General features: G+C 53.5%; 13 protein-coding genes. 6 read left to right on the top strand and 7 right to left on the bottom strand.

The annotated features are described in order from the left end of the window. Positions 1-152: 152 nt before the first annotated feature. The 4 genes from K6L24_RS15575 to K6L24_RS15560 form a co-directional block, all read right to left on the bottom strand. A complete protein-coding gene (locus K6L24_RS15575; RefSeq protein ID WP_062745267.1) occupies positions 153-506 on the bottom strand; it encodes a carbohydrate porin in 354 nt (117 codons plus the stop codon). 164 nt (positions 507-670) lie between these two features. Beyond that, complete coding sequence (locus tag K6L24_RS15570; RefSeq protein WP_062745270.1) at positions 671-925, bottom strand: CsbD family protein; 255 nt, start codon at positions 923-925, stop codon at positions 671-673. Positions 926-1,092: 167 nt separating this feature from the next. Then, positions 1,093-2,100, bottom strand: a complete 1,008-nt coding sequence (cydB, locus tag K6L24_RS15565; protein WP_062745273.1) for a cytochrome d ubiquinol oxidase subunit II — start codon at positions 2,098-2,100, stop codon at positions 1,093-1,095. 1 nt (position 2,101) lies between these two features. Further along, on the bottom strand, positions 2,102-3,526 hold the full coding sequence (locus K6L24_RS15560; RefSeq protein ID WP_062745276.1) for a cytochrome ubiquinol oxidase subunit I: 1,425 nt from the start codon (positions 3,524-3,526) through the stop codon (positions 2,102-2,104). A gap of 754 nt (positions 3,527-4,280) precedes the next feature. Here K6L24_RS15560 and K6L24_RS15555 point away from each other — a divergent pair. Continuing rightward, complete coding sequence (locus tag K6L24_RS15555) at positions 4,281-4,904, top strand: LysE family translocator (protein ID WP_245006689.1); 624 nt, start codon at positions 4,281-4,283, stop codon at positions 4,902-4,904. 33 nt (positions 4,905-4,937) lie between these two features. On the opposite strand, the gene K6L24_RS15550 is transcribed toward K6L24_RS15555, so the two are convergent. Continuing rightward, a complete protein-coding gene (locus K6L24_RS15550) occupies positions 4,938-6,023 on the bottom strand; it encodes a malate/lactate/ureidoglycolate dehydrogenase (RefSeq protein WP_222681628.1) in 1,086 nt (361 codons plus the stop codon). A gap of 237 nt (positions 6,024-6,260) precedes the next feature. On the opposite strand from K6L24_RS15550, the gene K6L24_RS15545 reads away from it, so the two are divergent. After that, positions 6,261-7,358, top strand: a complete 1,098-nt coding sequence (locus tag K6L24_RS15545) for a hypothetical protein (protein ID WP_062745284.1) — start codon at positions 6,261-6,263, stop codon at positions 7,356-7,358. Positions 7,359-7,580: 222 nt separating this feature from the next. Here K6L24_RS15545 and K6L24_RS15540 read toward each other — a convergent pair whose 3' ends face one another. Next, entirely contained in the window at positions 7,581-7,826 is a 246-nt protein-coding gene (locus K6L24_RS15540) for a hypothetical protein (RefSeq protein WP_062745286.1), read from the bottom strand. Between the two features lie 174 nt (positions 7,827-8,000). Next, complete coding sequence (gene ygbI, locus K6L24_RS15535; RefSeq protein WP_118664474.1) at positions 8,001-8,762, bottom strand: DNA-binding transcriptional repressor YgbI; 762 nt, start codon at positions 8,760-8,762, stop codon at positions 8,001-8,003. 313 nt (positions 8,763-9,075) lie between these two features. On the opposite strand from ygbI, the gene ltnD reads away from it, so the two are divergent. From ltnD to K6L24_RS15515, 4 genes are read left to right on the top strand one after another with little or no spacing between them, the layout of a single operon-like run. After that, complete coding sequence (gene ltnD / locus K6L24_RS15530; protein WP_062745291.1) at positions 9,076-9,990, top strand: L-threonate dehydrogenase; 915 nt, start codon at positions 9,076-9,078, stop codon at positions 9,988-9,990. Beyond that, on the top strand, positions 9,990-11,252 hold the full coding sequence (otnK, locus tag K6L24_RS15525) for a 3-oxo-tetronate kinase (RefSeq protein ID WP_222681627.1): 1,263 nt from the start codon (positions 9,990-9,992) through the stop codon (positions 11,250-11,252). Before ltnD ends, otnK begins: the two co-directional genes overlap by 1 nt. Continuing rightward, positions 11,249-11,872, top strand: coding sequence for a 3-oxo-tetronate 4-phosphate decarboxylase (gene otnC / locus K6L24_RS15520; RefSeq protein ID WP_062745295.1), 624 nt, complete (start codon positions 11,249-11,251; stop codon positions 11,870-11,872). Before otnK ends, otnC begins: the two co-directional genes overlap by 4 nt. A 2-nt stretch (positions 11,873-11,874) precedes the next feature. Then, positions 11,875-12,651 carry an HPr family phosphocarrier protein gene (locus tag K6L24_RS15515; RefSeq protein ID WP_222681626.1) on the top strand — a complete coding sequence of 259 codons (777 nt, stop codon included), beginning with the start codon at positions 11,875-11,877 and terminating at the stop codon, positions 12,649-12,651. The last annotated feature ends 5 nt before the right edge of the window (positions 12,652-12,656 follow it).

Here is a 12,656-nt window from a genome sequence, read left to right as displayed (position 1 = left end):
GCGAATAGCGGGGAGTGTATTTTTGTGCTGAAAATATTTAGCGTGATTATTTATTTGTATAAAAGTGACAGTGAAGATTAGCAAATATGTCTGCGAGAGAATGGGGCGGAAAAATACCCGTTTTGCCGGCGTGCAAACGGGTATTAACAATATCAGAAGTTAATACCGGCGCTCAGTCCACCGACGAAAAGATGGGCGTCGTCACTCACCGAACCGGGTTTGGTGGTTTGTTGCAGGTTGGGCCGTAGAATGAGATGGGGTGTCAGGCGGTAGTTGTAATAGAGGTTATAATTAAAACCATCGCCCCGCATCAGCGGCTGTGGCTTATTATTACTGTATTCTTCGGGAATGTTATAAGCGTTCGCATCCGTGGCAGGGCTATCTGCGGGCGCAGCATGGTAGTGAGGAAGCAGAGGCCCTTTTCTTGCCTGGGCATGGCTGGAGATAAGCAGGGCAGTAATACCCGCCGCATACAGGCACTTTTTCAGATGTGATATTCTTTCCATGATTTCACCTCGTTCTGCGATTAACCATCAGGATAATGACGTTGCCTAATCAGTACATCACAACTCATGTCTTCCGTTTCAATGTTTAATGCGACGGTGAAAATCCTGTATGACAGATATAAAAAAACGCCCACTGGGGGCGTTCCGATACGGCTTTTGAAAGCTTAACGGCGGCCGAATATTTTGGCCGCGAGGAAGCCAACGCCGGCAGCAATCACCAGAGAAACCAGCGGTGATTCCTGGGTTTTCGTTTTCACACAGTCCAGGGCGTCATCAACGGCGTAGGAGGCTTTGGCGGCCTGCTGACGCACTTTGCCTCTGAATTCATGCTCTGGCGAGTCTACGGCTTTACCAAACTCTTCCTGACCTTTGCCGACAGCTTCTTGTGCTTTATCGTTCGCTTTATCAAACAGACTCATTGTGCCTCCTTTTGTTGGCATGATTTCCTGTAACGACTTTAAGCGTAGACTATCCGGTGGGCTTTACCGTGGCTCTTATGTGTAAAAGTATGAATGAAAACGTCAGTAACGGACAAAAAAGAGGGGGATAACTCCCCCCTCCTGATCTGAAACTCGCGTTCAGATCCTCAGTGATAGCCTTCATCCGGCTTGATTTTGCCGCGGAACACGTAATAGCTCCAGAAGGTGTACACCAGAATGACCGGAATAATTAGCAGGGCACCGACCAGCATAAAACCCTGACTCTGCGGCGGTGAGGCGGCATCCCAGATAGTAATGGACGGCGGGATGATATAGGGCCAGATACTGATACCCAGTCCGGTGAAGCCCAGGAACACCAGCGCCAGCGTCAGCAGGAACGGCGTGTAGTGCGCGTGACGCAGCAATGAGCGCCACAGGCCCCAGGCGGCGGCCAGCACCAGTAAGGGTACCGGCAGGAACCAGAACAGGTTAGGCAGCGTGAACCAGCGATGCATAATGTTGGTGTGAGCCAGCGGCGTCCAGATACTGACGATGGCCATCACCACCAGTAGGGCAATCAGCAACGGTCTGGTCAGCGCCGTCATTTTACGGTGCAGTTCGTTTTCGGTCTTCATGATAAGCCAGGTGCTGCCCAGCAGGGCATAGGCCAGAATCAGACCCACACCGCAGAACAGCGTGAACGGCGTCAGCCAGGCCAGTGCCGGGCCGCTGTAAGTGCGGTTCGTCACTTCGAAGCCATTAATCACGGCACCCAGCACCACGCCCTGGCTGAAGGTGGCAACATAAGAGCCACCGATAAAGGCCTTATCCCAGAAAGGACGGTGCTCTTCAGTCGCTTTAAAGCGGAACTCAAAGGCCACGCCGCGGAAAATCAGGCCGATCAGCATGATGGTCAGCGGGACGGCGAGCGCAGAAGTGATCACGGCGTAGGCGAGAGGGAATGCGCCAAACAGCCCCGCCCCGCCGAGCACCAGCCAGGTTTCGTTACCATCCCATACCGGGGCGACGGTGTTGACCATCATGTCGCGTTCAACAGGATCTTTATTAAACGGGAACAGGATACCGATACCGAGATCGAAACCATCCATGATGATATACATCAGGGTGGCGAAGATGATGATGGTAAACCAGATAATTGAGAGATCGATACCCACCTTACTTCTCCTCCTGTGACGACTGTAATTTCTCTTTCACCGCAGACAGCGGACGAGCCGGCGTATGTGATGTGCCCGGGCCACCGTCTGCCGGAGGGTGACCTTCGCCGGTCTGTGGTCCTTTCTTAATCAGGTTAGCCAGGTAGCTGTAACCCACGCCAAAGACGGCGCAGTAGACCAGCAGGAAAACGATCAGACTGATGCTCATCTGCAGCGTACTGTGCAGTGATACGGCATCACGGGTGCGCAGCAGGCCGTAAATCACCCAGGGCTGACGGCCCATTTCCGTGGTGATCCAGCCTGCCACCAGTGCAATCAGACCGGAAGGCCCCATGAGCAGGACAAACCACAGGAAAGGACGCGAGGTGTAGAGGCGCTGGCCGCGACGCATCCACAGGCTGACGGCACCCAGCAGGATCATCAGCATACCCAGCCCGACCATCACGCGGAAGGACCAGAATACCACCCTGGAATCAGGACGATCCTCTTTCGGGAAGGATTTCAGGGCCGGAACCTGCTTGTCCAGACTGTGGGTCAGGATCAGGCTGCCAAGGTAGGGGATTTCCACCGCATACTTGGTGCGTTCCTCTTGCATATCCGGCATACCAAACAGGATCAGCGGGGTGGCTTCTCCCGGACGGTTTTCCCAGTGACCCTCGATAGCAGCGATTTTGGCCGGCTGATGTTCCAGCGTGTTCAGACCGTGAGCGTCACCAATCATGGCCTGAATGGGCGACACGATCAGCGCCATCCACAGGGACATCGACAGCATTTTGCGCACCGCAGGCGTATCGTTTTTGCGTAACAGGTGATAAGCCGCAGAAGCCCCCACGAAGAAAGCCGTCACCAGGAAGGCCGCCACGGACATATGCAGCAGACGGTAAGGGAAGGAGGGGTTGAAGATGATCTTGAACCAGTCCACCGGTACCACAATGCCGTTTTGCAGCGCATAACCCTGCGGTGTCTGCATCCAGCTGTTGGAGGCGAGGATCCAGAAAGTGGAGATGATTGTGCCAAGTGCCACCATACAGGTGGAGAAAAAGTGCAGGCCACGGCTGACGCGGTTCCAGCCGAACAGCATGACGCCAAGGAACCCCGCCTCAAGGAAGAACGCGGTAAGCACTTCATAGGTCAGGAGTGGGCCAGTGATGCTTCCCGCAAACTGGGAAAAGCCTGCCCAGTTGGTGCCGAACTGATAGGCCATGACCAGGCCAGACACGACCCCCATGCCGAAGTTAACGGCAAAGATTTTTGACCAGAAATGGTAGAGGTCGCGATAAACCTCATTTTTGCTTTTCAGCCACAGACCTTCAAGCACGGCCAGAAAACTGGCCAGGCCAATGGTGATGGCGGGGAAGAGAATGTGGAAGGCTACGGTGAAACCAAACTGTATCCTCGCCAGATGGAACGCATCTAATCCGAACATTGCTTACCTCGATCTAACATGAACAACGGCCTTTTATTTTTTCTACCCACAGTTAACAAATAGGTGAAATCAGGCAAAAAAGAAAATTTGTCAGCTGGGGACTTCTCATCGGAAATGTGATCTTAAAACCAAAGCAGGTGGAGAAGTAGCAACAGTAATAGTGAACCGGCCTATAACAGTAACGATTATTACGAGTAATTGTTTCGTCAGCAGGTTAAAACAGCGAAAAATATTGTTAACGTAGGATGGCGGAATGCTGCCTGAATGTGAAAATGCTGTATCTTTATGTAGTAAAAGCTTTTTTTTAAAGTATGTGCAGCCTGTCAGTGCGTAAAAGTTTTGCGGAAAAATGTATAAAACACTGCAGTGTCATGGCGGTTAATATAGCTTTTAAGGCTATAAAAAAGAGCCTTAACACCCCATTATTATAATAACCCTACAGTTTATCCCCTTTTGTGAATAATATGTGTATTTACTGTTATCTTTTGAGTGCTGCTTTATCCGTGGTCTTTTTTGGCGACGTCCGGTGATGTTAAATCCCTTTCCCGCTGAATCAACACAGCATTCTGCGCCGTCATTTGTTAAGGATGTAATACACATAAACATGTAATTTGAATTATTTAGTTACAAATTCATGGCGGTTATCTGCCCAGTTCTTGCTGGAAATCAAGAAAATTCATCTTGAATGATGCGTTGTGGTGGGATGTCAGCGCACATGATATAACCGTAAAAAAGGCTCAGGAGCGGAAGTCAGATGGAAACTTTTATGATGTTGTTACCGGTGTATGTGGCCTACCTGCTGGGGACGGCAAGCCCCGGTCCCAGTAATATGGCCATTATGGGGGTGGCAATGAGCCAGGGGCGTCGCCCGGCACTGATGCTGGCTTTTGGGGTGATCACCGGTTCGCTGTGTTGGGCACTGCTGGTGGCTACCGGGCTTTCTGCGCTGTTACAGGCCTGGGCACAGGCCATTGTCGCGATCAAAATTGTCGGGGGAATTTATCTGCTGTGGATGGCGTGGAAAGCAGCGCGCAGCGCGGTACGACGGGGTGAGATGGCTGCGGCAGAACGCGCATCACCGGGTTCAGCGTTTTCTCTCTATCGTCGGGGGTTGCTGCTGCATCTGGGTAATCCGAAGGCTATTCTGGTCTGGACCGCGATCATGTCGCTCGGCATCCGTCCTGATGCAGCCCCCGGTGTGCTACCGCTGATTGTTGGCGGCTGCGCGCTGCTGGGGATCGTGGTATTCAGTGGTTACGCGCTGCTGTTCTCCACTGCCGCCATGAGTCGCGGCTATCGCCGCTGCCGCCGGGCAATAGAAGGCGTTTTTGCCGTATTCTTTACGATGGCTGGACTGAAGCTGCTGATGTCCCGTTAGTGTTAAGGGGCGGCACGGCAGGCCGCCCGCACATCAGGCGAGAGAACAGGAGCTCAGCTCTGCTTCCGGCATGCCGGCTTCACGCGCGGCCTGGCAGATCTGCCGCCAGGTGTTCGTATCGACAGGGATGCCATGCTGGCGGCGCAGGGCGCGCTGCGACTCCTCCCATTCACCGGGGATCATAATCGGGCTGTCGCCTGACTGCGGTGAGGCCTTTACCCACTCAATAAAGGCTTCTGCCTCCCGCTGTATTGCCGGAGCATCAAAAGCGGCCGGGTCGAGCACCACGGTAGTCATACAGTTAAAAATGGCCTCCGCCGATTTTTGCAAGGATCCCGGGTGAGTGGTTTGCCCCCCGGAGAGCGCTCCGCCGAGGACTTCACACATCACCGCCAGCGCATAACCTTTATGCAGACCAAAGGCCAGTAGCGAACCATAAGGCGTTTCATGCATAACGGCGGGATCGACGGCCGGTTTACCCTGATGGTCGATCAGATAACCCGGTGCTACATCGATCCCTTTATTCCAGGCGACCCGCGTTTTGCCAAAGGCGATGCCGCTGGTGGCAAAGTCGAGCAGCAGAGGGGATTTTCCCGGGCGCGGGAAGGCAGAGCAAAACGGATTGGTACCAAAACGGCGATCGCTGCCGTTAAACGGGGCCACCATCGGGTCTCCCACCACATTAACAAAGTGGAACGAGATAAAACCGGCACGTGCGCACTGTTCAGCCCAGTGGCCGATACGGCCGATATGGTGCGAGTTACGCAGCGCAACGGCGCACATCCCCAGTTCGCGGGTGCGGTCGATAGCCAGTGCCATTGCTTCTGCTGCCATCACCTGGCCAAACCCCTGACCGCCATCAACGGTGATCACCGCGCCAGCATCTTTCGCGATATGTAACTGCTGATTCAGTTTCAGGTGTCCCTGCGCTCGGGAGATCATATAGCCTGGGATCATTCCGACGCCGTGCGAGTCATGACCGGCAAGATTCGCAGCCACCAGATGTTCCGCTACGCGCTGTGCTTCCTGTTCATTGCTACCTGCGTATTGCCACAGGCGCTGTACCAGCGTCTGTAAACTGTCATGTTTTATTCTTATCTCATCCTGGGTTTGGCTCATTTTTTTTCCTTAAAATAATGAAGGTTACTGTTTATTTTTAAACGAATAATCGTCACTTGTCCGTTTAATTTTCATGCAGCGTGGCGTGAGGTTAACGGGAAAACAGAGACAATACCGTATGAGATATTGCTAATTTTGGTGATTGATATCTATACTATTGCATTGATATATATTGACTTTTTGACTAAAGCCAAATTTTTTCGTTGAAACAAAATGCCTTTGGGGTAAAACAGCCGTATGGAAAGTGAACACAACGATCCCAGCATTATTCCCTTACTGGATCTGTCTGCCATTCCGCGGGAGACTCTGCTGCTGGGGAAACGGCTGGCTGATACCAAATATCAGATTGATATGCTGGGAAAAGTGGGATGGGGGGAGCTGACGGCGAACCTTCACGGTCTGGAAGCCAGCGGCGAATGGAATGGGCCGGACGATGCGCTGACGTTTTTCAGCAAAGTGTTTCCGTTTGCTATTCTCCCCTCCGAAACCGAGCCGATGGGGATCTATCAGGTTCCCACAGAACGCGTGATCGGTCGAAGCTGGCGCTGGTGGCCCGATCATCTCAGCGGCACCAGTGAAGAGAAGCTGCGCGAACATCTGAACGGCCCTCAGGCTGCTGCAAGTACCTCTTATTATTTTATTTCTGCACTGGCTGTTCTGCTGGCGGTACAGGGACAAAGCAGGGTCAACTATTGTCGCCAGCGGCATATCCCCACCATTACCGCCCGGGTGACGTATCTGTCCTACCCGCCTGCGGATCGTTTTAAGCTCTACCATGTCACCCATGGTTCAACCCGGCAGAGCTGGGTAGTGCTTAATGACCGTTATCTTCAGGCGTTACACTGGCCACGCATTTCGCTTCCCGCGCTGACCACCTATGGTGTGCACAGCGCCAGCTGGCCGCAGACATTCCCACCGGTTGCGCGTGTATTTGATGAACTGCATCATCCTCAGCAGGCTGAAGATTTTGTGGCGCCCTGCGTAGATTTACAGGCGCTTAGTGAGACGTTAGAGGAGGAAAGACGTGAGGCACAGCTGGCGGCGAAACCGGTCAAAATGTCTCTGAGCGATATGGATATTGTCAATATCTGGCCGGTCAGTATGACGCTGATGTTTTTTTTCCTGCTCTCTCTGGTGGTGGCGGGTCTTACGGCAGGGCAGGGGTGGCTGGGGTTAACCGGTCTGGTCATCTGTGGCATGTCTGGCAGTCTGCTGCTATTTGTTGCTGCTCCTGTGTTTCTGGTGCGGAAAAATGCACGTAGCGACAGACAACGACCGCAGGATGAAATTTTAGCCGAACCGTCTGAAAACGTTCAGCTTCCTCCCGCTGCGTAATAAAAAACGCCCACGCGAGGGTGGGCTAAAACTATTCATCTGACTTTGCAATTTATTATATAGCAATTAATGTTCGCACTTTTTCCGTAGAAATAATAAGCGTTTATATAGATCGATCTGTGGGGATCGATCGGCTAAATCGATTGATAATGTAAACTGTGAAGCTGACGATACAATTCAGATTAAATTGATATATTTTACAGAAAGTTACCCATAACAAATTTAATGTTGCCGGGAAAATCCCGCTTTAACCATCTCTTCACGCAGGACGTTGGCGATAGCCCGGTTGCCGCCGGTAATGGGAAAAATTACGTTATTAATGACATCATCTACATCATGTTCATTAAATTCCTGCGAGGTCAGTTGGGTTCCGCCTTCATCATTAATCGCTATTGACCCTTTAATATGATCGCCTGCGTTCCTGGCAGACAGACTGTATCGGCCAAGACTGGTATTGATTGTGCTCATAAGATCTCCTTGTAACCTTTTCAGTGGGAAAGTGGGGCAAGTGAGTCTCTAAAGTAACCCGCTAAGTTTAGTAACGCCGGTCACTTTCCTCTAAGTCTGAAAGGTAAAGAAGTTGAAGAGCGTGAACTGACTCGCAAAATATCAGGCTCGGCTTGCGGCTTAAAATATCCGGGTTTATTCCGCCAGCATCACCTCAAGTTCCAGCCCGTTGAGATCCTGACGTGATGCCGCCGAGAGATGCGGGTCGGTGATAATGGCATCAAACTGAGTCAACGGCAGGGCAAGGAAGGTGGCGATTTTGTTGTATTTTGAGCTATCCGCCAGCAGCACACGCTTCCGGCTGACTTCACTTACAGCCCGTTTTACCGCTATTTTCTCCTCATCCGGCGTAAAGATCCCGCGCGTTCCCCAGCAGGAGGCGGAGATAAACGCAATATCGACAGACAGATTACGTAGCGCCTGTGCTGCCGCCTCTCCTACGCACGATCGGTTATCCCGGCACAGGGTGCCGCCAGTATGAATCATTCTGCACTGGCTGTTTTCTATCAGAAAATGAGCAATGACGAAATCGTTGGTGATAATCAGCAGGTCGTCACGCGTCCCCAGTTCCCGCGCCAGCGCCAGGGTAGTCGTTCCCGCGTCCAGATAGATACAGCTGTTACGGGCAATATGGCGGGCCGCCATGGCACCAATCGCTTGTTTTTCCAGGCTATACATACTGGTTTTATCCAGATGTGTGGGCTCGCTGGACAGACGCTCTGTCGAACGGACACCGCCCGAGACCATCAGTACGGCTCCCTGTTCCTCCAGTTTTTGCAGATCGCGGCGAATGGTCATATGGGAGACCGCCAGGCGCTCTGTCAGTTCAGCAATACTGACCACGCCACGCTCCTGTACCAGCGCTAAAATTTGTTGATGTCTTTCTACCGGGATCATATTTACTCCTGATGGATCTGCAGGGATGCTGCGCTGAGTGTAAAGGAGGGCTTTGCCGTTCTGCACCACAATTTTTATCAATTTATCACGTTACAGTGAAATAACCTGTCCTTAACTTCCCAGTTAAATAATCTAACGCAATGAAAATAAGAAGATTTTATCATTATAGCTGAATAACTTAAGTATGTTAATTATTGTTAAAATGAAATTATCACTGTTAATTATTGTGATGCTCATCACCAAAATTGCCGGAAAACACGCCTATAATTCACACATCAAAACAAATAATCACCAAAATTAACACGGAGAGCGTATGTCTGACACAGCATCAATGTCGGTTTGTGTTGTTGGCCTCGGTTCGATGGGCATGGGGGCCGCGCAGTCCTGTATTAAAGCGGGTCTGAAAACCTGGGGGGTGGATCTTAATCCGCTGGCGCTTCAGACGCTGCGCGACAGCGGCGCTCAGGCAGCAGACACCTCCGCCCGTGATTTTGCTGACCAGCTCGATGCCGTGCTGCTGCTGGTGGTCAACGCTGTGCAGGTGAAGCAGATCCTGTTTGGCGAAAAGGGTCTGGCCGAACTGCTGAAACCGGGTACGGTCGTCATGGTTTCTTCCACCATCTCTTCTCAGGATGCGCAGGACATTGAGCAGCAGCTGGCCGCACATCAGCTGATCATGCTGGATGCCCCGGTGTCCGGCGGGGCAGCAAAGGCCGCCACCGGCGAGATGACGGTGATGGCTTCCGGCAGCGATCGGGCGTTTACGCGATTACAGCCGGTGCTGGATGCGGTAGCCGGGAAAGTGTATCGCATTGGCAGTGACATCGGCCTTGGCTCTACCGTGAAAATTATCCATCAGCTGCTGGCGGGCGTGCATATTGCGGCGGGGGCAGAAGCCATGGCGCTGGCAGCCCGTGCCGGTATACCGCTGGATACCATGTATGACGTGGTGACCCATGCGGCGGGCAACTCGTGGATGTTTGAAAACCGCATGCGTCACGTGGTCGACGGGGATTACTCCCCTCAGTCTGCCGTGGATATCTTTGTGAAAGATCTGGGGCTGGTCGCGGATACGGCTAAAGCGCTGCATTTTCCGCTGCCGCTCGCCTCCACCGCCTTCAATATGTTTACCTCTGCCAGCAACGCGGGTTTTGGTCGCGAAGATGACAGCGCGGTGATTAAAATTTTCAGCGGCATTACGCTGCCGGAAAAACAGGAGCAGAAATAATGCGTCTGGGTGTGATTGCCGATGATTTTACCGGGGCCACGGATATTGCCAGCTTCCTGGTACAGAACGGAATGTCCACAGTGCAGGTCAACGGTGTTCCTGAGCAGCCGCTGGCCCACACGGCTGATGCCCTTGTGGTCAGTTTGAAATCGCGTTCCTGTGCGCCTGAAAAGGCCGTGGCGGACTCGCTGCAGGCGCTGCACTGGCTGCAGGAGCAGGGCTGTGAGCGGTTTTACTTTAAATACTGTTCCACCTTCGACAGTACACCGCGCGGCAATATAGGTCCTGTCACCGATGCCCTGCTGGCGGCGCTGGGTGAAACGCAGACCATTATTTCTCCATCACTGCCAGTTAATGGGCGCACGGTCTACAAGGGGCATCTGTTTGTTACCGATCAGCTGCTGTCGGATTCCGGGATGCGTCACCATCCGGTCACGCCGATGACCGACAGTAATCTGCTACGTCTGATCGAAGCCCAGGGCAGCGGCAAGGCTGGATTAATTGACAGCCAGACGCTCGATCGGGGCGCAGAGGCGGTAAGGCAGGCACTGGAGGCCCTGGCCAGTAAAGGCGTGCGGTATGGGGTACTGGATGCACTAAGTGAACAGCACCTGCTGATCCAGGGTGAAGCGCTGCGGGATATGCGCCTGGTGACCGGCGGTTCTGGGCTGGCTATTGGACTGGCACGCCAGTGGGCCACGGACAGCTACGATGCAACGCGGGCCCAGGCTGCAGGTTATCCGCAGGGCGCGCGTGCCGTGGTGCTGTCGGGCTCCTGTTCCAGCATGACTAACCGTCAGGTTGCACGCTATCGTCAGCAGGCGGCGGCCTGCGCTGTTGATGTTGAAAGGGCGCTGCATGACCGCGACGGCTACGCCAGTGAGCTCAGTGACTGGGTGGCGCAGCATGAGCATGACCCGCTGGCTCCGCTGGTGTATGCCACCGCCGAACCGGAGGTCTTACAGCGTATCCAGCGGCAGTACGGTGCAGCACGCAGCAGCGACGCAATAGAGCAGTTGTTCTCCGCGCTGGTGCGCGATCTGCAGCAGCGCGGCTGGCAGCGCTTTATTGTGGCGGGGGGAGAAACTTCCGGTGTGATCGCACAAACGCTGGGCATTGATGCTTTTCACATCGGCCCGACTATCTCTCCCGGCGTCCCCTGGGTCCGGGCCGTCAGCCAGCCGGTATCGCTGGCGCTGAAGTCCGGTAATTTCGGTGATGAAAACTTTTTTGCCCGCGCACAAAGGGAGTTTGCAGTATGACAGAACAACTGGCACGTGAAGAAATGGTGCGTCTCGGTGCTTCTTTCTTTCAGCGCGGCTATGCCACCGGATCGGCGGGAAATCTGTCCGTGCGTCTGGAGGATGGAACTCTTCTGGCAACGCCGACCGGCTCCTGTCTTGGTGAACTTAAGGCTGACAGGCTGTCGAAAGTGACCCCGGAAGGCGAGTGGATCGGCGGGGATAAACCCTCGAAAGAGATCAGCTTCCATCGTGCTATTTATCTTAATAATCCAATGTGCGGCGCTATTGTGCATCTGCACAGCCTCTATCTGACGGCGCTCTCCTGCCTGGAGAATCTGAACACCCAAAACTGTATTCGCCCTTTTACACCGTATGTGGTCATGCGCGTGGGGGATGTGCCGGTGGTGCCGTATTACCGGCCTGGCGACCCGCGGCTGGCGGAGGACCTGGCACGGCTGGCACCCCATTATAAGGCCTTTCTGTTGGCGAATCATGGCCCGGTGGTGGTGGGGAAAACCCTGCGTGAAGCCGCCGACAACACCGAAGAGCTGGAAGAGACTGCCCGACTGATCTTTACCCTGGGTGACCGCCCGATTCGTTATCTTAACGATGACGAAGTGGCTGAATTACGGAGCTGAATATGCCTAAGTTTGCTGCCAATCTTTCCATGATGTTTACTGAGCTGCCCTTTTTATCGCGTTTTGACGCGGCGGCAGAAGCGGGTTTTCAGGGGGTGGAATTTCTGTTTCCCTACGATCACGAGGCCGGGGTGCTCAGGCAGGCCTTAGCGCGTCATCATCTTGAGCTGGTGTTATTTAACACGGCCCCGGGCAATACGGCGGCAGGAGAGTGGGGCGTTGCAGCGATCCCTGGCCGTGAAGCCGATGCCCGCCAGGATATTGACCGTGCTCTGGAGTATGCGTTAGCACTCAACTGCCGCCAGGTACATATCATGGCCGCCGTCGTCCCGGAAGGCGCCGACCGTGAGGCTTACTGCTGCACCTTTATTGATAACATACGCTATGCTGCCGGGAAGTTTGCTCCACACGGAGTGCGTATTTTGCTCGAAGCCCTGAACCCGGTGACCAAACCTCACTACCTTTACGCCAGTCAGTATCAGGTGCTGGAGATAATAAAACGAATCGATCGGCCGGGGGTGTTCAGCCAGCTCGATCTTTTCCATGCTCAGCGGGTGGATGGCAACTTAAGCCATCTGATCACTGACTATATCGGGCAGTACCATCATATTCAGATCGCTTCTGCGCCGGATCGCCATGAGCCGGATGAAGGCGAGATCAACTATCCCTGGTTGTTCGACCTGCTGGATCGCAGTGGTTACACCGGCTGGATCGGTTGCGAATATTCCCCCCGTACCACCACTCTGGAAGGACTGGGCTGGTTTAACGCTTACAAATAATGGCG

It is taken from the genome of Erwinia persicina, assembly GCF_019844095.1.
Lineage (GTDB): Bacteria > Pseudomonadota > Gammaproteobacteria > Enterobacterales > Enterobacteriaceae > Erwinia > Erwinia persicina.
This window is presented reverse-complemented; position numbering and strand designations above follow the sequence as displayed.